The following is a 19668-nucleotide window of genomic DNA, read 5'->3' as shown; positions in this document are numbered from 1 at the left end:
TCCCGTTCACCACGTCGACCCCGGCCCGCGAGAGCCGGTGACACCTGACGGCCGCGAAGACTCAGGGCACCTCCGGCGGCAGGGCGCCGGCCTGCTCGAGGTACTCCACCAACCGGCTGGTGACCTTGGCCGTGCGCACCTCGGCCGGGGTGAAGTATGCCGCGTCGGCGGCGTCGTCACCGGGACACAGCTCCCCCGAACGGATCTCGGCACGGAAGTCGTGTACCTCGTAGACGCGCCCGTCGCCCACCCGGATGTCCAGCTGGATGGCCGGTTCGCCGACCTCGACGACCAGGCCGGTCTCCTCCTCCACCTCGCGGATGACCGCCTGCCGCAACGACTCCCCGGGCTCGACTTTGCCACCGGGGAGACTCCAGTGTCCGGCCGACGGCTCGTTCCGACGCAGTATCAGCAGGATTCGACCGTCCTCATCGGTGATGAGGGCGCCGACGGCCACGATGCGCTCGCCCATCACGCGTCCACCGCCGGCACGCGGGTCCGCGCGCCGGCGTCCGGTTCCGGCGATGCCGAGAGATACCGTCCGATCACGCCGCGGATCGCCGACAGCGTGGCCGCGTCCGACTCCTCGTCGACAACCGCGTCGATCATGCCCTCCGCAGCCATGCCCCCGGCGAGAATGCCCTGCCGTGAGGCCATCTCGCCGGCGTGGTCGAGGTCGCGGTGCACGATGAGGCTGGCACCCTCGGGCGGCAGCGGTGACAGCCAGGCGTCTGCGCGCGCGACCCGGAAGTCGGCGGGGAAGAGCGCGAGCGCCGCACCGCCCGCACCCTGGCCGAGCAGCACGGAGACCGTCGGAACCGGAGCGCTGATCAATTCGACTGTGCAGCGGGCTATCTGCGCCGCGAGACCACCCTCCTCGGCGACGACGGACAGCTCCGCACCCGGGGTGTCGATCACGGTGACCACCGGCAGTCCGAGGTCGCTCGCCGCCAGGATCGCCCGGCGCGCCTCGCGCAGGTGCCTCGGACCCGGCAGGTCGCCGTCCGCCTGTGACCTCCGGTCGTATCCGACGACCAGGGCGACGTGTCCGCCGAAGTCGCTGAGCGAGAATCGAAGTGGCCCGGCATCTGACAGCGGCGCCGACTCGCCCTGAGCCAGGAACTCGACCAGGCCCGCACGCCCGCGCTCGCGCGTTGCGCGCACACACGCCCACGCGTCGTCCGGCTCGAGCGGGCGGGCGCTCTGGGGCCACACCCGGATCGGGTCCGCCGGCGCCAACGGCTCATCCCGGCGGGCGAGGAGACGCACCACCGCCGACAGGCGGGCGGGGAGGTCCGCCGGCTCGACCACGTCATCGACAACCGTTGTGCGGACGAGGTTCTCGGCGGTCTGGACATCCGCGGGAAAGGGCTCACCGTAGATGCCTTCGTAGACACGCGGCCCGAGGAAGCCGATGAGCGCTCCGGGTTGCGCCCAGGTGATGTGCCCGAGTGAACCCCACGAGGCGAACACACCGCCCGTCGTCGGATGTCGCAGGTACACCAGGTAGGGCAGTCCGGCGGCCTTGTGGTCGGTCACGGCACCGGTGATCGCGACCATCTGCAGGAATGCCGCAGTCCCCTCCTGCATCCGGGTGCCGCCCGACGCGGGAAAGGCCAGCAACGGAAGCCGCTCGCGCGTCGCGCGTCGCACCGCGGCGACGATCCGTGCCCCGGCGGCCCGGCCGATCGACCCGGCGAGGAACTCGAACTCACTCAGGACCATCGCCACTCGTCGCCCACCGATCGAGCCCGCGCCGGTGCTCACCGATTCGTCCGACCCGCTGGTGCGGCGGGCCCGTTCGAGCTCAGCGGCGTAGGTGTCATCGGCGCCGTCGGATGTCGCGGCCGGTGCGCCGACCGGTACATCCCACGATTCCCACGTCCCGTCGTCGACGAGCATCGCCCGCAATTCCGACGCCGTGAGCCGTGCCCGTTCACCCATGCCTCACACCGTATCCCGCCGGGCCCGGGCCACCCGTGCGCGTCGCCGACCGTTCGTCGCGGGGATGTCATGTCGGCCCTCGGTGTCATACTCTCGTCAGCTCGACGACCACGTCCGAACTCCGACCGACCGATCTCTTCCGGAGGCCCTCATGTCCGACACGTTCCGCATCACCCGCTCCCTGACCGTCGACGCGCCACCCGACGCGGTGCTGCCGTACCTGACCGACTTCCGGCAGTGGGTGCATTGGTCCCCATGGGAGGGCGTCAATCCGGACATGGCCCGCGAGTATTCGGGTGCGGAGTCCGGAGTGGGGGCGAAATACGCGTGGTCGGGCAACCGGAAGGCCGGTCGAGGGGCCATGGAGATCACGCGTGTCGACGAGCCTCGTGAGGTGGAGGTGCGCCTGGAGTTCGAGAAGCCCATGAAGACCACCAACACGGTCACCTTCGAACTCGTGCCCCAGGGTCAGGCGACGCGGGTGTCCTGGACGATGGTGGGCGCGCAGACGATGTTCAGCCGGGTGGCCGGATTCTTCGGCATCTTCGACCGGATGCTGGGCAAGGACTTCGAGAAGGGGCTGAGTCAGCTCAAGGCGGTCACCGAGAGTAGATGACCCGGGTGCGCAGAAGGACGTCGGCCACCGATCGGCGACGCCGATCGATCACCACCCACACGAGACCTATCGCGAAGAAGGTGCACAGCAGTGCGCGCAGCACCGCGATGGTCGGCCGGATTCGCGCACCCTCCGAATTGACCACGCGCAGGCCCATCACGACCGACCCGAGCGTGCGCCCGGAGACCTCCCAGCACGTCGCGAGGTAGAGCACCGCGACCAGCACGAAGCCGGTCGTCGTGAAGACGAGATCGACCTGCGGCAGCGAGAATTCACTCACCGAGACGACGAACTTCATCAGCGACAGGCCCGCGTAGGCGGCGCCGAGGATCGTCCACACGACGAGCAGGTCGAGGAACGAGGCCACACCCCGGCTCACGATGCCGGCGTTCTTGTCCCGGTCCTGCACCGCGTGCGCCTTGTGCACCAGCGGGTGGCCCGGTCCGCCGGGAGTGGTCTCGGCGCTCATCGGGGCCCCTCGGCGTCGGGGGCGGCCTCGACGGCCGCGGCACCGCGTCGACGCAGAAACCGGTTGACCGCGTTGGCCACTGCGTCGTCGGCTCGCTCACTGGTGCTGCGCACGTCGGTCATGACATCGGCGGTCACCGAGGTACTCGCCTCGCGGATGATGTCGGGGAGGTCGACGCCGTCGATGATCTCCTCGGCGAGTCCGATCAGGTCGACCCGCCCGAGGATGGCGTCGATGTCGATGCGGGCGGCGATCACGTCGATGTCGATCCCGGTGGCGATGGAGTCGAGATCGACCTTCCGGATCACCGCGTCGAGGTCCACCAGATCGATCGCCGCCATCAGATCCACTTGCGCCACAGCGCGATCGAGATCGACACCGGTGATCACCTCGTCGATGTCGATGAGCGCGAGCACCTCGGAGATCAGCCGCTTGAGATCGACATGGGTGAGCACGAGGTCGGTGAGGTCGACCTCCTCGACCAGAGCGTCGACCACCTCCCGGATGACGACGCCCAGAACGGTTCGCGTCGTCGAGACCACCACGGTGACAGCGGTGTCGGCGGCTTCGGCCAGCCGCACGCGTACGGACCCGATGAGCCCGCCCGCGAGGGGCATCCGTTCGGCGACGTCGGCCATCACCCCGGCGAATCGCAGCGACTCCCCCGCGAGCTGGGAGATCGCGCCGCGTCGCGCCCGGGAGTCCACCGACGAATTATCGCATGCGGGATCAGGGCCGGTCGGGCCACGAAAAAACCCGAGCGGGCAGACCCGCTCGGGTTCTTCGGTTCTCGTCTGCCCTACAGGGCCTGGTAGAGCTCTCGGGCCAGCGAAGCGGTCTCGGACGGCGTCTTGCCGACCTTGACGCCCGCGGCCTCGAGGGCCTCCTTCTTGCCCTGGGCGGTGCCCGCACCGTCGGAGACGATGGCTCCCGCGTGGCCCATGGTCTTGCCCTCGGGAGCGGTGAAGCCCGCGACGTAACCGACGACCGGCTTGGTCACGTTGGCCTTGATGTACTCGCCGGCCTTCTCCTCGGCGTCGCCACCGATCTCACCGATCATGACGATCAGCTTGGTCTCGGGATCCTTCTCGAACGCCTCGATGGCGTCGATGTGGGTGGTCCCGATGACCGGGTCTCCGCCGATGCCGATGGCGGTCGAGAAGCCGAGATCGCGCAGCTCGTACATCATCTGGTAGGTCAGGGTGCCCGACTTGGAGACCAGACCGATCGGACCCTTGCCGGTGATGTTGTTCGGCGTGATGCCCACCAGCGCCTCACCCGGGGTGATGATGCCGGGGCAGTTGGGGCCGATGATGCGGGTCTTCTCGCCCTTCTCCACGTTGTAGGCCCATGCGTAGGCGGAGTCCTGCACCGGGATGCCCTCGGTGATGACCACAAGCAGCGGGATCTCCGCGTCGATGGCCTCGATGATGGCGTCCTTGGAGAACTTCGGCGGCACGAATGCGATCGAGGTGTCGGCCCCGGTCTCCTTCATGGCCTCGGCGACCGATGCGAACACCGGGAGCTCGACGTTGTTGCCGTCTGCGTCGACGTGCGACACGGTGGTGCCGGCCTTGCGTGCGTTGACACCGCCGACGACGTTGGTGCCGGCCTTGAGCATCAGAGCGGTGTGCTTGGTGCCCTCACCGCCGGTGATGCCCTGGACGATGACCTTGTTGTCTTTGTTCAGAAAGATCGACATATTCCGTGGCTCCCTTACTTGCTCGCCAGCTCGGCGGCCTTGTCGGCGCCCGAGTCCATGGTTTCGGCGAGCGTGACCAACGGGTGGTTCGCATCGGCCAGGATCTTGCGGCCTTCGTCGACCTTGTTGCCGTCGAGGCGGACGACCAGCGGCTTGTTGGCGTCCGACCCCAGCTTCTCCAGGGCCCCGACGATGCCGTTGGCGACGGCGTCACACGCGGTGATGCCGCCGAAGACGTTGACGAAGACGCTCTTGACCTGCTCGTCGCCGAGGATGACGTCGAGACCGGCAGCCATGACCTCGGCCGAGGCGCCGCCGCCGATGTCGAGGAAGTTCGCGGGCTTCACGTTGTTGTGCTTCTCACCGGCGTAGGCAACCACGTCGAGGGTCGACATGACCAGGCCCGCGCCGTTGCCGATGATGCCGACCTCACCGTCGAGCTTGACGTAGTTGAGGTCGTTTTCCTTGGCCTTGAGCTCCAGGGGATCGGTGGCGTCGCGATCCTCGAACTCCTCGTGGCCGGGCTGACGGAAGTCGGCGTTGGCATCGAGGGTGACCTTGCCGTCGAGGGCGAGGATCTGATCGTCCGGCGTGCGGACGAGCGGATTGACCTCGACCAGGGTGGCGTCCTCCTTGACGAACACCTCCCAGAGCTTGGCGATGGTGACCGCTGCGGCGTCGAGCACCTCGGCGGGCAGATGGCCCTGCTCGGCGATCGAGCGCGCGGTTTCCAGATCGACACCCTTCACGGCGTCGACGGCGACCCTCGCGAGGCGCTCGGGCTTGGTTGCGGCGACCTCTTCGATCTCCATACCGCCCTCGACCGAGCACATGGCCAGGTACGAGCGGTTGGTGCGATCGAGCAGGAAGGAGATGTAGTACTCCTCCGCGATGTCGCTGGCCTCGGCGACCAGCAGCTTCTTGACGACATGGCCCTTGATGTCGAGGCCAAGGATGTTGGAAGCGTGGGACTGCGCGTCGTCCGGGGTCGCGGCGTACTTGACGCCGCCTGCCTTGCCACGCCCGCCGGTCTTGACCTGCGCCTTGATCATCACAGGCTTGCCGATTTCCTCGGCGATCGCCCGCGCGTCGGCGGCATCATCGGTCACCCGACCGGGTGTGGTGGGAACCCCGTGCTTGGCGAACAGTTCCTTCGCCTGGTATTCGAAGAGATCCATTCAGCTCACCATCTCGTAGATTTGCCCGCGCAAGGGTGTAATGCGGGCCATATCGGACTTTAAACCTGCCGTGAATCGCCACCCCGCGCGCACCCTGCGCTTGTGCGACAGATCACTCGCTCGGCCGGTCTCACAGTATTGGCACCGCCTTGTGAGGGGTACACCGCATCCCGTGCGCCCATGAACTGCACTTACACCGCCGTGCGGCGTCGGGCGGGGTTCACAGGTTGAATTTACTGTATTGAACAGCGTATTCGCCACTTTCGAGCAGTGCCGCAAAGTCATGTGACTCAGCTCACAATATGCCGGTTTGTCGCTTTCTACGGTTGGACTTGCCGCAATCATTTCGTTACCGTCGGCTGTCAGCGGTGGTCACAGAAGCATTACGAACGGTGACTTCGAATCCGCCAACGACGAGATGCGGCAGCAAGAGATGAGGTGGACGATTTGGCGGGACTCGGTGTCTCACGCGGATCGGGCCGCGTCCGATCGGGCGGGTTGATCGATGACGTCACAGCGGAAGAGATGACCACGATCATCCCCATCGTCGACACCGACGAGGCCGCCGGGTACGACCTCAGCGAGTACGACTTCGATTTCGCCGACTCCGACGTCACCACGCGGGAGTCCTCGGACGCCGGCTGGACCCCGTCGTCGTGGGAGGGCTACTACCGTCCCACCCGCTCGGAGATCACTCAGGACATCCTGATTCCCGAGCACGAATTCGACCAGTACGCGCACGACGAGCCGTTCGACGTCGACGGTGCCGAACTCGACCTCTTCGACGGCGGCGAACTCGACCTCGTCACCGATGACGATCTCGACGCCGACACCGAACACCGCCCCTTCCGGACCAATCCGGCCGGACAGCGCGTCCGCCGCGGCGGCAAGCATCGCATCGCTGCCCCTCCGAACGCCCTCAAGGGCGGGCGCGCGGCCCTCATCGCCATGGCAGCGGGAGCGGCCGTCGCCGCCGTCGCCCAGGTCGGTACCAACGACGAGGCGCCCGCACCGGTGAATGCCGCCGCCGTCAACGACGCGTCGGCGCAGGGAGCCGCACCGGTCGAACTGGGCCCCGGAGTGGCCGCTGCGACGCCGCAGACCGACCAGATGAACGTCTTCACCAATCAGCTGGGTGTCGGCGCCAAGATGGCCGCGGACGCGGACCGCCGCGAGGCCCTGGCCCGGCGCCCGCTCTTCACCTCGCCGATCCCGCTGGGCAGCTACGACTTCACCTCCGCCTTCGCGATGCGCTGGGGCACCATGCACGGCGGCATCGACATGGCCGCGCCGCTCGGGACCCCGATCCACGCGGCCACCGACGGCGTCGTGATCAAGGCCGAGCCCGCCTCGGGCTACGGCCACTGGGTCCAGATCCAGGCGGCCGACGGGACCGTCACCATGTACGGCCACATGTCCTCCTCCGGCGTCCTGGTCCAGGAAGGCCAGCGCGTCACGGCCGGCGACGTCATCGCCCTGGTCGGCAACGAGGGCTTCTCGTTCGGCCCGCACCTGCACTTCGAGGTGTGGAAGAACGGCAACACGAAGATCGATCCCGTGCCGTGGCTCGCCGCCAAGGGCGTGAAGCTCTCCGGTTACACCGGATAGCAGCCTCTCTGCCCCCTGAGGTGCGAGGAGCGATAGCCGCCGGGCCGAGCAAGCGACGAAGGAGCGCGTCGAGGTCGACGAGCCTCTAGGGCCCGCCGCGCGCTCCCTCTAGAGCTTGTCCCCGGGAATCCCGCCTGCGGTGAGAAGCGTGACGCGTCCCGCGCTGCCGCCGTAGTCGATCGTGACGCGTTCGGTGGCGCCGCTGCCCTCCTTGGCCACGACCTTGCCCATCCCGTACTTCGGGTGGTTGTGTCGATCGCCGATGTCGAGCTGGACCTGCTTGTTGCGTCCGCGTGCCGGATCCGGCGAGTACGACGACCGCCCGCGGCCCATCGACGAACCGCCCGAACCGGAGAACGCGCCGTCGCGGCCGAACACTCCGCCCGACGACCCGCCGAAGCCGCGCGCCGAGCGCCGCGGTTCGGTGCGCCGCCAGTCGAGCAGATGCTGCGGGATCTCTTGCAAGAAGCGGGATTCCGGGTTGGACACCGGCTGTCCCCACGACGCGCGGGTGATCGACCGGGTGAGGTACAGACGTTGCTTCGCGCGGGTGATGCCGACGTAGGCGAGGCGTCGTTCCTCGCTCAACTCGGCCGGATCGCCGAGTGCCCGCATGTGCGGGAAATGTCCGTCTTCCCAACCGGTCACGAAGACGACCGGGAACTCGAGCCCCTTGGCGGTGTGCAGGGTCATCATCGTGACGACACCCTCGCCTTCGTCGGGCACCTGATCGGCGTCGGCGACCAGCGAGACACGCTCGAGAAACGCTGCGAGCGAACCGGGTTCGGCCTCACCCTCGCGATCGACCTCGACGTCGTCGTCCGGCGCGTCGACATCGACCTGCGCGGCATCGGCGCTGAATTCCCTTGCCACGGCGACGAGTTCGTTGATGTTGTCGAGACGCGCACCATCCTGCGGATCGTTGGAGGCCTCGAGTTCGGCGCGGTAACCGGTCCGCTCGACGATCGCGTCGACGAGCTCGCCGATGTCGGCCGACTCCTCGGTGGCGTCGAGGAAGGCCACGTCGGCGTCTTCGGTACCCGCCTCGCCGAAGTGGGTGAGGAAGTCCGATCGCAGTCCCTCGATGAGGTCGACGAACCCGCCGATCTGCTTGACGGCCCGCGTGTTCAGCAGTGCCACCTTGCCCTCGGCCGCGTCCATCAGCGACTCGTAGAAGCTCCGGCCGGTGTTCTCCGAATGGACGGCGACGCAGGCCTCCGCGCGGTCGCCGATGCCGCGCCGAGGGGTGTTGAGGATGCGGCGCAGGCTGACCGAGTCGTCGGGGTTGGCGACCACCCGCAGGTAGGCGACCACATCCCGGACTTCCTTGCGTTCGTAGAACTTGGTGCCGCCGACGACCTTGTACGGAATCCCGTGCCGGACGAACACTTCCTCGATGGCACGCGAACCGGTGTTGGTGCGGTAGAACACCGCGACGTCGGAGTACTTGAAGCTCGACGAACCGCCGATCGAGTAGTCGGTGAGTTCCTCGATCTCCTTGGCGATGAACGTCGACTCGTCGCGGTCGGAGTCGGCGACGTATCCGACGATCAGTTCGCCGTCGCCGGAGTCGGTCCACAACCGCTTCTCGCGCCGGTTCGAGTTGCGTGCGATGACGGCGTTGGCCGCCGACAGGATCGTCTGCGTCGACCGGTAGTTCTGTTCGAGCAGAACGGTTTCGGCGGACGGGAAGTCGCGCTCGAACTCCTCGATGTTGCGGATCGTGGCACCGCGGAAGGCGTAGATGCACTGGTCGGCATCGCCGACGACGCACAGTTCCGAGGGCTCCAGACCGCTCGCCGTGGTCTGCTCCCCGACCAGTTCGCGGATGAGCACGTACTGCGCGTGGTTGGTGTCCTGGTACTCGTCGACGAGGACGTGACGGAACCGGCGCCGGTAGTACTCGGCGACCTGCGGGTGCCGGTGCAGCAGTGCCACGGTCTCGCCGATCAGGTCGTCGAAGTCGAAGGCGTTGGCGGCACGCAGGCGACGCTGGTACTCGGCGTAGATCCGCGCGATCGTCGTCGACGTCGGGTCGTCCTCGGGCGCCGAGGCCAGCGCCTCGTCGGGCGAGATCAGCTCGTTCTTGAAGTTCGACACGGCCACCGACACCCCACGCGGGCTGAACTTCTTGGGGTCGAGGTCGAGGTCGCGGATGACCATCCCGAACAGCCGTTTCGAGTCGTCGGAGTCGTAGATGGAGAAGTTCGAGTTCATCGACTCCAGCAGCCCGGACTGCGCCCGCAGGATGCGCACACACGTCGAGTGGAACGTCGAGACCCACATGTACGCGGCACGCGGGCCGACGAGATCGATGACGCGCTCACGCATCTCCGCGGCGGCCTTGTTGGTGAACGTGATGGCCAGGATCTGCCCGGGCGTGACATCCCGCGCGGCCAGCAGGTAGGCGATCCGGCGGGTCAGCACCGCCGTCTTGCCCGAGCCCGCGCCCGCCACGATCAGCAACGGCGCGCCGGCGTGCAGGACCGCGGCGCGCTGTTGCGGGTTGAGACCTTCGAGCAGGCGCGCGACCCGGTCGTCGGCGGCCGCACCCGAGGATGCGCCGCCCGCGCGACCGGCGAGAAGAGGGGCAGAAGAAGAGCTGTTCATCGGTTGTCCAGGCTACTCGCCGCCGCCGACAGACCCTCGTCGGCCGGTCCGCTCCGCCCCGCCGGGAGGTCCACCGAACAGTCGACCGACCCCGTGAGTTGAGGCCCCGATCGTCGTGCCCCGCGGCTAATATGACGCGGTACCACCGGCTCGGGGTGCCCTGTCTGCGAACACCCGCATGCGGCGACGACGCCCCGGCGAGCAGGAAGAGGCGCCCATGAAGAGACCGTCCATCGTCCCCGCCGCCATCGTCCTCGGTGTCGGAGCGCTGGCCCTCATCATCGCGCTCGTCCTGTCGTTCGTACCGTTCAGCAGCGCGGGCACCGTCGAGCCCACGCCCGCGTTCCGGGCGCAGAAGAGCCTCGACGAGGTGCTTTTCAAGTTGGCGACCAGTCCGGCGGCCGAGTTCACCGGCAAGGTCACCTACAAATACGACGACGAGCGCGGCGAGGGAACGGTCGAATTCGACGACCTGATCGTCACCACGTCGAACACCGCCGAGGGCACGATCACGCTCGGCTCGCAGCAGGGCGAATATCGGCAGATCGGCAACAACCCGTTCATCAGTGCGCCCGGCGCCCTGTGGACCGAACTGCTCGTCGACGCCGAGAAGACGAACCTCGACACCGGCCCCCTGGACAACAAGTGGGCCTCGACCCGCTTCACCAGCATGCCGCGCCTGGGCACCATCCTCGGCCCGGACAACCTCGCCGGCGACATCGGCAACATCGAGTCCGGCGACCCACCCGCGCTCGGAGCCGAGCTCCCGACGCCCAACAAGGGCACACCCGACGCCCGCCGCTGGCCGACCACCGACCCGCCCATCGAGTTCGTCGGTGACGACAAGGTGAAGATCGGGGCGTGGGAGGTCACGTTCGATCCGGAGACGAAGAACGTGACCAACGTCAAGGGTCAGAGCGTGCAGGGCCCGGTCACCTACGACATCGACGCCGCGGTCAGTCTGCAGCCGGCCGACCAGGCCCAGAAGGTGTTCGCCAACCAGCGCGCACTCGTACCGGACCTGGTCTCGGTGCCCGCTCCCGGGCTGTGGATGGAGCAACCGGTGGTGTCCTCGCGCCAGACCGGTGCATGCACCACCTCGTCGTGCGCCTTCGACTACACGGTGCAGGGCAGCCCCTACGCCGACGACGTCCGCGGCCACTTCAACTACGGCCTGACGCTGAACTTCGCGGTCGGCAACCGTCCGCCCGGCGCGGTGGGCGGTGAGTGCAAGGTGGTCCTGCGCGTGGACTTCGGACGAGACGGCACCACCCGGTGTGCCGCCACCAACCTCCCGCCGGACACCAACATCGCCTCGCGGTACACCTTCACCTACCTCGCGTTCATCGACTCGACCGAGACCGAGCTGAACGATCTCATCGACAACAACGAGAAGCAGACCAACACCGAGATCGTCTATGTCCGGACCGGGAACAAGGAACCCGAGCAGGCCCGCTTCGGGGCGAGCGTGACCGGTCTGCCCAGCTACTACGCGATCAAGCGCGGCGACTACATCTTCGACGGCATCGGCACCGACGGCAACATGCACATCACCTTCGGTGAGGGGTATCGGGAGCACATCGTCGGCGGCACCTTCGATCCGTCCTGGGAGGGCACCGAGGTGCTCCGCAAGCAGATGGAACAGCAGGTCACCGCGGCCGGCGACGCACAGGTCGTCTACTTCGTCGCCGAGGAGGAGACAGCGTCGGCTCTGCGGGCCCTGATCGCCGCGGAGAACCAGAGCGACAACATCTCCGCCTTCTACTACGACTAGACGACCACGTCGACCAGTCCTCAGCCCCCGGCGAAGCGCGCCTCGGCGGCCTCGCCGACCCGCCCGGCGCCGGTGTGCAACCGCAGTCCCGGCGTCAGGGGACGGACGTCGACATGGTCGCCGCCGCCGTCGATCCGGACATACACCGAACCCAGGCCCGCCCGGACCGGCGCGCGGACGGCATCCCCGTCCTCGAGGGCGATCTCGATCTCGCCGTCCCGGGTCGCGCAGTAGCTCAGCGCGATCGTCCAGGGCCAGGAGAACAGCGGGCCGTCGAGTCGCAGTCGGGAGGGTCCGGAGACCTCGGGCGCGCGACAGGTCCCCTCGCCCGCGTAGATGATGCGTCGTTGCGTCACGCCGCCGGGCACGAGATTCCCCGCGGTATCGAGCACGAACAGCCGGTCGGTCGCCACCCCGAAGTCGGGCCGGGGATCCACCCGGCCGAAGATCCGGCTGACCTGATTGTCGGGATAGACGAACGGCTGCAGGATCTCCAGCGGCACGGACTGGTCGAGCAGGGTCCGGCCGCCCGGGCCCTCCGCCGCGGCGTCGTGCAGCGACGCGGTCGCGCTCTCGAGATAGTCGCCGGTCGGGTTGTCCCGCCACGACGACGAGAACGAGACCAGTGACACCAGGGCGGAGACCACGACGAGCGCACCCACCACGGAGGCGAACGCGGGCAGCGCCGACCGTTCCTCCTCTCGTCCGGTCTCGTCGTCGGAGGTCCGTGCGTGTCGTCCGCCCACCTCCCCGGTCCGGGACGGCGCCGCGCACAGCAGGGCCAGCGCGATGCTGAACACCAGTGCCGTGTCCGGCAGATAGCGCATGTGCTGGGCGAGTTCGATCGCGGTCTGCGGGCTCGATCGATTCCACATCACCGGGATCTGCGCCGCGACGGCGTAGATCGCCGCGGCCGCGACGATCCCGGCGCCGCCACGTCTGCGGGCCACCGCCCACCACGTCACCGCGGCCAGCACCAGCCAGCCGCCGACGATCATCCACATCTGCGGGAAGCCCGTCGGCGGACTCGGCGTCCACCGCTCCCACTCCCACGGCCCGCCGACGAGCGACGGTACGACGGCGTCGGTCACCGATCGCCAGACCAGGCGGGCGGTCTGCGCCACCGAGTGCTCACCCGATGTCGGGTCCGTGGTGACGAAGTACACGACCACCCACAGCGCGGCGGAGACGGTCAGCGCGACCCACAACTCCCGGGCCGCCCGGAGCGTCGGCATCGTCGCGCGCGCACCGCCGTTCGCGAGGATCGCCGCGACGAGCGCCACCGGCAGGATGAACAGCGACTTCTCGAAGAACGCCAACGCGATCACGAAGACGATCGTCGAGCGGATCCACACCAGCCGGCGTCGCGAATCGTCGATGTCACCGCGACCGAGACGCACCGCGTCCGCGACGATCCACGCCATCGCCGCCTGCATGGGCAGTGTGTTGAGGCCGGCCGCCCACCAGGCGAACGCGGGCACCGTCATCGGACTGAAGAGATAGAACGCCAACGCGACCAGTGCACCGATGCGGGCGCGCGGCGCGATCGTCCGCACCATCCGCCACACCGCCACCGATGCGAGGGCCTGCATCACGACCAGCATCAGCGCCGGCAGCGCCCAGTTCAACGGCGCCAGCCAGGTGGCCACACCGGCGAGCAGGAAGGCCGCGGGCATGAAGTGGCCGTCGTGACTGTGCCCCAGGTACTCCCAGGACAGGATCGGATTCGACGACGCCCGTGCGACGAGCACAAGATCGTCCCAGTAGAAGTTGCCGGTCGCGACGAGCCAGCCCCTGATGATCAGCTGGCCCACGATGAGGGACACGGCAACAAGGGACACCATCCGCGCGTTGGGCATGCGCTCCAGTTTCCATGTGCGGCGCGCGCCGTCGTGGCCGGGTCGGGTGACTCGGCCACGTGCGGGTCGTCGCGGGGCGTCGTGGCAAAATCGGGCGCGTGACCGATCGCAGCCCCAGCCCCGGCGCTCAGGACCCCCGCCCGTCCGGCGGAACGTCCTTCGAGCACTCGATCGACCTCGACAAGTACCAGCTCTCGTCCGAGGTCGGCGACCTGCCCGACGACATCGACCAGCTGCGACTCGAGATCGACCGGCTCGATGCCGTGATCCTCGCGGCGATCAAACGCAGGTCGGCGGTGTCGAAGAAGATCGGCGCCGCGCGGATGGCCTCCGGCGGCCCGCGCCTGGTCCACAGCCGCGAGGTGAAGGTACTGGAGCGCTTCCAGGACCTCGGCCAGGAAGGCCACACTCTCGCGATGCTGCTGCTACGCCTGGGACGCGGACCGCTGGGCCGCTGATCGCCGGGCCGTGTGACGACCGTCGCGGCCGGGTCCCCGACCACATAGGGTTAGTGGTCATGAGCACCCAGGCCCCCGGCAGCGACTTCACCGGCACCGATCACGGCGACATCACCGCGACGCAATCCTGGCAGGCGCTAGCGGCTCATCAACCGCACGTGTACGCCATGCACCTGCGTGAGGTGTTCGCGATCGATCCCGCGCGCGGCCGCGAACTCACTGTCGACGTCGGCGACCTGCACATCGATTACTCGAAGCACCGGGTCCTGCGCGAGACCCTCGAACTGCTGATGAGCCTCGCCCGCGAGATCGGTCTCGAGGAGATCCGCGACGACATGTTCGCCGGAACCCACATCAACACCTCCGAGGACCGCGCGGTCCTGCACACCGCCCTGCGCCTCCCGGCCGACGCGACGCTGACCGTCGACGGTCAGGACGTCGTCGCCGACGTCCACGAGGTCCTGACCCGCATGGGTGAGTTCACCGACCGGCTCCGAAGCGGAGAGTGGAAGGGACACACCGGCAAAGCCATCACCGACGTGGTCAACATCGGCATCGGCGGCTCCGACCTCGGGCCTGTGATGGTCTACCAGGCGCTGCGCCACTACGTCGACGCCGGGATCCGCTGTCACTTCGTCTCCAACGTCGACCCCGCGGACATGGTCGGCACGCTCGCCGACCTCGACGCCGAGACCACGCTGTTCATCATCGCCTCGAAGACCTTCACCACCCTCGAGACGCTGACCAACGCCGCCGCCGCGCGCACGTGGCTCCTGCAGGCCCTCGACGCCGACTCCGACGCCGTGGCAAAACATTTCGTGGCCGTGAGCACCAACGCCGCCGAGGTCGCGGAGTTCGGCATCGACACCGACAACATGTTCGGATTCTGGGACTGGGTCGGGGGCCGCTACTCGGTGGACTCGGCCATCGGGCTGTCGGTGATGGCCGCCATCGGCAAGGAACGCTTCGCCGAGTTCCTCGACGGCTTCCACATCGTCGACGAGCACTTCCGCACCCAGCCGCTGGAACACAACGCGCCGGTCATCCTCGGCCTGATCGGCCTCTGGTACAACAACTTCTGGGATGTCGGCACCCGCGCGGTCCTCCCCTACAGCAACGACATGGCCCGCTTCGCCGCGTATCTGCAGCAGCTCACCATGGAGTCGAACGGGAAGTCGGTCACCGCGAGCGGACACCACGTCACCACCGACACCGGCGAGATCTTCTGGGGCGAACCGGGAACCAACGGTCAGCACGCGTTTTACCAACTGCTGCATCAAGGTACGCGGATGGTACCGGCGGACTTCATCGGTTTCGCCGAAGCGACCGACGACCTACCGACCTCTCCCGACGGCTCGGGCTCCATGCAGGACCTGCTGATGAGCAACTTCTTCGCCCAGACCAAGGTGCTCGCCTTCGGCAAGACCGCCGACGAGATCGCCGCCGAGGGCGTGCCCGCACATGTCGTGGCCCACAAGGTGATGCCGGGCAACCGTCCCACCACCTCGATCCTCGCCCCCCGGCTCACCCCGTCGGTGATCGGCCAGCTCGTCGCGCTCTACGAGCACCAGGTCTTCGTCGAGGGCGCCATCTGGGGCATCAACCCCTTCGACCAGTGGGGCGTCGAACTGGGCAAGACCCAGGCCAAGGAGCTACTCGGCACCATCACCCAGACGGAGGCACCGGACACCCACGACGATTCGTCGACCGATGCCCTCGTGACCTGGTACCGGGAGCGACGGGGCCGCGCGGTCTGAGGGGTTTCGACAAGCTCAACCGGCGGGAGGGCGGCTCAACCGGCGGGAGGGCAGCTCAACCGGCAAAATCACTTCCAGTAGTCCTCGTCGAAGACTTCGTCGGGGATCTCGTCCCCGGGCTCGACGCCGAGAGACTGGATGCGTCCCATGATCGCGGCCGCGGTAGCCACGTAGGTCACGAGATCCGTTGGCTCCACGTCACGTTCGGCGGGATCTCCGCCGAGGAACTCGTACAGGGCCGGTGGCACGCAGGCACCCATGTCCAGTGCCCGGGTCGCGGTTGCCGCCCGCCAGGCGTCGAAGCTCGCCACGTCGACGGCCTCGGCGACTTCGCCGGTGCGGATGGCCTCGGACACCTCGTCGAGGGTGGCCAGTTCGCCCGATGTCCCGCTCGACGGGTCGAAGCCGAGAACCGTGTCGGCGGAGGTCGACTCGTCGTCGGTGAGGGTGAAGTAGACGATGCCCCGCCAGTCGGAGCCCATGGCCGCGATGTCCGTCCGGTCGAAGATCTCGCCGAGCAGCTCGCCGACCTGCTCCCGCTGCCGCGCGCCGAACACCTGAAACGCGCCCGACGCCACCACTTGTCCGTGCTTGTTCGCCACGACGGCCACCTTACGCAGGTCAGTCGTCGATGCCGAGGACGACCACGCGCCCCGACGCCGGAGACAGATAGACCCTCGCCCGCCACTGCGTGGACGAGAAGGCCCGGTCGAGTTCCGGGCTGCCGAGCAGCTCGCCGGCCGGGACGAGATCGTGCAACGCGCTCACCGGCGGGTCGGGATGGGGGATGGGCGTCGCGTCGTACTCCTGTACCCACTCGGCGACCTGATCGGCACCGGCCGTGACCACGGCGTCGAACCAGTAGGTGCTCGGCCCGGGGACGCGACCGGTCGAGGCATCCCCGAGAGTGCCCGCCGCCCAGCCGTCGACAGTCGAATCGGCCAGAGCCGGAAATCGCGCGGCGACCGGCTCGATGTCGCGGCGTGGGCCGGTCGTGAGGACCTTCGTCGGCTGCGACGGGGACGACGAATCCGCCGACGAGGAGACGGGGACCCGTTCGGTCGGTGCCGGAGTCCCGCAAGCGAGCAACCCGGCGAGTCCGAGTACGGCGGCGACTCCGGCCCACCAGGTCCGCCACCGATTGCGCAGCATTCCGCCACGCTAATTCGTCACGGGCGCCTGCACGTCAAAGGTCTACTGCGTGAATGAGTTCCGGCAGACACGCGGAACAGCTCAGACGAGTCGTCGACTGATCGACGCCGGCAGGAACTTCAGCGCCGCCGCGATCGGCGTCCACGGCCACGCCGGCACCGGCGCCCAGTCCTTCTCCGCCTCGATCGCCTTGACCAGGGCGTCGACGCCCTTGTCCGTGTCGACCATCAGGGAGGTCTTCACTCCCCGGTTGATGTCGGTCTCGATGTAGCCCGGCGCGACGATCGACACGGTGATGGGCGATGAGGCGAACTCGGCCTGGAGTCCCTGCCCCAGCGCTGTCAGTCCGGCTTTCGACGCCGAGTACGCGGCCTGCGCCTTGGGCATGCCGCGGACGCCCGAGATGGAGCTGACCAGCACCAGATGCCCCGCGTTCTGCGCGCGGAAGATCTCGAGCGCGGCCTCGGCCTGGGCCAGCGCGCCGACCAGATTGGTCTGCACCGTCTCGATGTTCGCCGCGGCCTTACCGGTACCGAGGGGCGCCCCCTTGCCGAGTCCGGCGTTGACGACGACCCGGTCGAGACCGCCCAGACCGTCGGCGAGTCTCCGGAACACCTGGGGAACGGCCTCCACATCGGTGACGTCGAGCGTCGCGACCTCGACACGCTCGGCGGAGGGCCGCAACTCCTCGGCCAGCGCCTCCAGCTTCTCGCGCCGGCGCGCCGCGAGCGCGAGCGAACGCCCCTGCGCGGCGAAGCGTCGGGCCATGCCCTCCCCGAGTCCCGAACTGGCCCCCGTGATGAGAATTCTCTGCCGTGTCGTCACGACGTCCAGGCTACCGGCCGGTAAGTTCCGGGCTCCCGGCCGGCCGGACACCTACTTCAGCAACCGCGACATCCGCCGATCAGCCAGCACCTTCCCACCCGTCTGACACGTGGCGCAGTACTGGAAGGACCGATCGGCGAAAGACACCTCGCGGACGGTGTCGCCGCACACCGGACACGGCAGGCCGGTGCGGGCGTGCACGCGCAGACCGGTGCGCTTCTCGGACTTCAGCCGCGCCACGGCCTGGCCTTCCAGCCGTCCGGTCGCATCGGTGAGAACGCCACGCATGGCGTCGTAGAGCGTGGCGACCTGGTCGGGTTTCAGCGTCTTCGACGACGCGAAGGGCGACAGGCGTGCGGTGTGCAGGATCTCGTCGGAATACGCGTTGCCGATCCCGGCGATGGTGTGCTGGTCGGTGAGTACGTTCTTGATCCGGCCGGTCGTCCCGGACAGGATCTCCGCGAACTGTTCGGCAGTCAGTTCGAGCGCGTCGGGTCCCAGACCCGCGATCCGTTCGACCTCGGTGAGCTCACGGACCAGCCACACGGCAAGCCGCTTCTGGGTGCCGGCCTCGGTGACGTCGAATCCCTCACCGGGCAACCCGCAGTGCACCCGCAGGGCGATCGGGCTCTTCCCGCCCGGACGCAGGGGCTTGGGCGACAGGTCCTCGCTCCATCGCACCCACCCCGCCCGCGACAGATGGATGACCAGCTGCAGCAACGGCTCTGACGCGGTGGCCGCCGAACCCGGAATGGTACGGATGACCAGGTACTTCCCCACACGTCCGACGGATTCGACGATCCGGTCCATCAGCGCCGTGTAGGGCGGGTCGGCGGTCTTCAGCACCGACAGCGACGCGACGTCGACCCGTCGGATCGGGAGTCCGGCCGCACGGCCGTCGACGTAGTCGGCGATCGCGGCCACCTCTGGAAGCTCAGGCATGCCACCAGTGTGCTCTAGTTGTGGGATGAACTCCCGACTTTCCGACGCCGAACTGGCTGCCCGGATCGCGCAGGGAGCCGGAGAGGTACTTCTCGGAATCCGGTCCGGTGATCTGCTCGGCGGGGCGATGCTCGGCGACGTGGGCGATGCGCTTGCGCAGGCGTGGATCTCGACGGTGCTGCGCAAACACCGGCCACGCGATGCGGTGCTGTCCGAGGAAGCGGCCGACGTCGGCGACCGGGCCACCGCGGCTCGGGTGTGGATCATCGACCCCTTGGACGGCACAAGGGAATTCGCCGCGGGTTCAGCGGACTGGGCCGTACACGTGGCCCTGACCGAGAGCGGGATCGTCACCGAGGCGTCGGTGTCCCTGCCCGCGACGGGTGAACTGTTTCGTTCGGACACGGTCGCACGGACCGCGGGCGAGCTGACCCGCCGCCTGGTCACCTCCCGGTGGGGCGGCTCCTACGAGACCAGCTACGTGGCGAACCGTCTGGGTCTGCAGATGGTGCCGGTCGGTTCGGCCGGGGCCAAGGCGATGGCCGTCGTCCGCGGCGATGCCGACGCCTACGTCCACGCCGGCGGCCAATACGAGTGGGACAACGCGGCGCCGGTGGGAGTCGCCCTGGCGGCCGGCCTGCACTGCAGTCGACTCGACGGGTCGGAGATCGTCTACAACAACCGGCATCCGTACATGCCGGACTTCGTCATCTGCCGCAGCGAGATCCGCGACGAGATGCTCGCCGCGTTGCAGCAGATCTGGTGACCTGGAGA

18 protein-coding genes are annotated in these 19668 nt (G+C 68.2%); 6 read left to right on the top strand and 12 right to left on the bottom strand.

Annotated elements, in window-relative coordinates:
* Nucleotides 1-61: 61 nt before the first annotated feature.
* Both KTR9_RS07190 and KTR9_RS07185 read right to left on the bottom strand, forming a co-directional pair.
* Entirely contained in the window at nucleotides 62-472 is a 411-nt protein-coding gene (locus KTR9_RS07190) for an NUDIX hydrolase (protein WP_044506136.1), read from the bottom strand.
* The gene (locus KTR9_RS07185; RefSeq protein WP_044506134.1) at nucleotides 472-1944 is read right to left on the bottom strand and encodes a carboxyl transferase domain-containing protein; all 1473 of its coding nucleotides are present in this window, start codon (nucleotides 1942-1944) and stop codon (nucleotides 472-474) included. The genes KTR9_RS07190 and KTR9_RS07185 overlap by 1 nt, the downstream gene beginning before the upstream one ends.
* Nucleotides 1945-2095: 151 nt before the next feature.
* Here KTR9_RS07185 and KTR9_RS07180 point away from each other — a divergent pair, with 151 nt between their 5' ends.
* Nucleotides 2096-2560: an SRPBCC family protein gene (locus tag KTR9_RS07180; protein ID WP_014925833.1), complete on the top strand. Its 465-nt coding sequence runs from the start codon at nucleotides 2096-2098 to the stop codon at nucleotides 2558-2560.
* Here the strand turns inward: KTR9_RS07180 and KTR9_RS07175 are convergent.
* The 4 genes from KTR9_RS07175 to sucC all read right to left on the bottom strand — a co-directional run bounded on the left by KTR9_RS07175 (nucleotide 2544) and on the right by sucC (nucleotide 5909).
* Entirely contained in the window at nucleotides 2544-3029 is a 486-nt protein-coding gene (locus tag KTR9_RS07175) for an RDD family protein (protein ID WP_010843611.1), read from the bottom strand. The two genes, KTR9_RS07180 and KTR9_RS07175, sit on opposite strands and share 17 nt — an antisense overlap.
* A complete protein-coding gene (locus tag KTR9_RS07170; RefSeq protein ID WP_044506132.1) occupies nucleotides 3026-3736 on the bottom strand; it encodes a hypothetical protein in 711 nt (236 codons plus the stop codon). Before KTR9_RS07170 ends, KTR9_RS07175 begins: the two co-directional genes overlap by 4 nt.
* Before the next feature lie 92 nt (nucleotides 3737-3828).
* Nucleotides 3829-4731, bottom strand: coding sequence for a succinate--CoA ligase subunit alpha (gene sucD / locus KTR9_RS07165; protein WP_004020100.1), 903 nt, complete (start codon nucleotides 4729-4731; stop codon nucleotides 3829-3831).
* A gap of 14 nt (nucleotides 4732-4745) precedes the next feature.
* The gene (gene sucC, locus KTR9_RS07160; protein WP_010843609.1) at nucleotides 4746-5909 is read right to left on the bottom strand and encodes an ADP-forming succinate--CoA ligase subunit beta; all 1164 of its coding nucleotides are present in this window, start codon (nucleotides 5907-5909) and stop codon (nucleotides 4746-4748) included.
* Between the two features lie 438 nt (nucleotides 5910-6347).
* Between sucC and KTR9_RS07155 the strand changes: the two genes are divergently transcribed.
* Complete coding sequence (locus tag KTR9_RS07155) at nucleotides 6348-7517, top strand: M23 family metallopeptidase (RefSeq protein WP_014925831.1); 1170 nt, start codon at nucleotides 6348-6350, stop codon at nucleotides 7515-7517.
* 108 nt (nucleotides 7518-7625) lie between these two features.
* Here KTR9_RS07155 and KTR9_RS07150 read toward each other — a convergent pair whose 3' ends face one another.
* Entirely contained in the window at nucleotides 7626-10127 is a 2502-nt protein-coding gene (locus tag KTR9_RS07150) for a UvrD-helicase domain-containing protein (RefSeq protein ID WP_014925830.1), read from the bottom strand.
* Between the two features lie 217 nt (nucleotides 10128-10344).
* Here KTR9_RS07150 and KTR9_RS07145 point away from each other — a divergent pair, with 217 nt between their 5' ends.
* Complete coding sequence (locus tag KTR9_RS07145) at nucleotides 10345-11901, top strand: hypothetical protein (RefSeq protein WP_014925829.1); 1557 nt, start codon at nucleotides 10345-10347, stop codon at nucleotides 11899-11901.
* Between the two features lie 20 nt (nucleotides 11902-11921).
* On the opposite strand, the gene KTR9_RS07140 is transcribed toward KTR9_RS07145, so the two are convergent.
* The gene (locus KTR9_RS07140; protein WP_014925828.1) at nucleotides 11922-13760 is read right to left on the bottom strand and encodes a hypothetical protein; all 1839 of its coding nucleotides are present in this window, start codon (nucleotides 13758-13760) and stop codon (nucleotides 11922-11924) included.
* Nucleotides 13761-13858: 98 nt separating this feature from the next.
* On the opposite strand from KTR9_RS07140, the gene KTR9_RS07135 reads away from it, so the two are divergent.
* Complete coding sequence (locus tag KTR9_RS07135) at nucleotides 13859-14218, top strand: chorismate mutase (protein WP_010843604.1); 360 nt, start codon at nucleotides 13859-13861, stop codon at nucleotides 14216-14218.
* A 59-nt stretch (nucleotides 14219-14277) separates the two neighbouring features.
* Nucleotides 14278-15975: a glucose-6-phosphate isomerase gene (pgi, locus tag KTR9_RS07130; protein ID WP_044507689.1), complete on the top strand. Its 1698-nt coding sequence runs from the start codon at nucleotides 14278-14280 to the stop codon at nucleotides 15973-15975.
* A gap of 68 nt (nucleotides 15976-16043) precedes the next feature.
* Here pgi and KTR9_RS07125 read toward each other — a convergent pair whose 3' ends face one another.
* From KTR9_RS07125 to KTR9_RS07110, 4 genes are all read right to left on the bottom strand, one after another.
* Nucleotides 16044-16577: a hypothetical protein gene (locus KTR9_RS07125; RefSeq protein ID WP_014925826.1), complete on the bottom strand. Its 534-nt coding sequence runs from the start codon at nucleotides 16575-16577 to the stop codon at nucleotides 16044-16046.
* A 19-nt stretch (nucleotides 16578-16596) separates the two neighbouring features.
* Nucleotides 16597-17127, bottom strand: a complete 531-nt coding sequence (locus KTR9_RS07120; protein ID WP_014925825.1) for a hypothetical protein — start codon at nucleotides 17125-17127, stop codon at nucleotides 16597-16599.
* 81 nt (nucleotides 17128-17208) lie between these two features.
* Nucleotides 17209-17952 (bottom strand): SDR family oxidoreductase, encoded by a 744-nt coding sequence (locus KTR9_RS07115; RefSeq protein WP_044507688.1) that lies wholly within the window; start codon nucleotides 17950-17952, stop codon nucleotides 17209-17211.
* Between the two features lie 51 nt (nucleotides 17953-18003).
* A complete protein-coding gene (locus KTR9_RS07110) occupies nucleotides 18004-18894 on the bottom strand; it encodes a DNA-formamidopyrimidine glycosylase family protein (protein ID WP_010843599.1) in 891 nt (296 codons plus the stop codon).
* A 25-nt stretch (nucleotides 18895-18919) separates the two neighbouring features.
* Between KTR9_RS07110 and KTR9_RS07105 the strand changes: the two genes are divergently transcribed.
* Nucleotides 18920-19660 carry a 3'(2'),5'-bisphosphate nucleotidase CysQ gene (locus KTR9_RS07105; protein WP_010843598.1) on the top strand — a complete coding sequence of 247 codons (741 nt, stop codon included), beginning with the start codon at nucleotides 18920-18922 and terminating at the stop codon, nucleotides 19658-19660.
* Nucleotides 19661-19668: the final 8 nt, after the last annotated feature.

It is taken from the genome of Gordonia sp. KTR9, assembly GCF_000143885.2.
Lineage (GTDB): Bacteria > Actinomycetota > Actinomycetes > Mycobacteriales > Mycobacteriaceae > Gordonia.
The sequence above is the reverse complement of the archived record's forward strand: the minus strand, read 5'-3'. Positions and strand labels throughout refer to the sequence as shown.

Bases quoted from the DNA above. Each gene is read 5' to 3' on its own strand.
- KTR9_RS07190 (WP_044506136.1), bottom strand. From the start codon at position 472: ATGGGCGAGCGCATCGTGGCCGTCGGCGCCCTCATCACCGATGAGGAC.
- KTR9_RS07185 (WP_044506134.1), bottom strand. From the start codon at position 1,944: ATGGGTGAACGGGCACGGCTCACGGCGTCGGAATTGCGGGCGATGCTC.
- KTR9_RS07180 (WP_014925833.1), top strand. From the start codon at position 2,096: ATGTCCGACACGTTCCGCATCACCCGCTCCCTGACCGTCGACGCGCCA.
- KTR9_RS07175 (WP_010843611.1), bottom strand. From the start codon at position 3,029: ATGAGCGCCGAGACCACTCCCGGCGGACCGGGCCACCCGCTGGTGCAC.
- sucD (WP_004020100.1), bottom strand. From the start codon at position 4,731: ATGTCGATCTTTCTGAACAAAGACAACAAGGTCATCGTCCAGGGCATC.
- sucC (WP_010843609.1), bottom strand. From the start codon at position 5,909: ATGGATCTCTTCGAATACCAGGCGAAGGAACTGTTCGCCAAGCACGGG.
- KTR9_RS07150 (WP_014925830.1), bottom strand. From the start codon at position 10,127: ATGAACAGCTCTTCTTCTGCCCCTCTTCTCGCCGGTCGCGCGGGCGGC.
- KTR9_RS07145 (WP_014925829.1), top strand. From the start codon at position 10,345: ATGAAGAGACCGTCCATCGTCCCCGCCGCCATCGTCCTCGGTGTCGGA.
- KTR9_RS07140 (WP_014925828.1), bottom strand. From the start codon at position 13,760: ATGCCCAACGCGCGGATGGTGTCCCTTGTTGCCGTGTCCCTCATCGTG.
- pgi (WP_044507689.1), top strand. From the start codon at position 14,278: ATGAGCACCCAGGCCCCCGGCAGCGACTTCACCGGCACCGATCACGGC.
- KTR9_RS07120 (WP_014925825.1), bottom strand. From the start codon at position 17,127: ATGCTGCGCAATCGGTGGCGGACCTGGTGGGCCGGAGTCGCCGCCGTA.
- KTR9_RS07110 (WP_010843599.1), bottom strand. From the start codon at position 18,894: ATGCCTGAGCTTCCAGAGGTGGCCGCGATCGCCGACTACGTCGACGGC.
- KTR9_RS07105 (WP_010843598.1), top strand. From the start codon at position 18,920: ATGAACTCCCGACTTTCCGACGCCGAACTGGCTGCCCGGATCGCGCAG.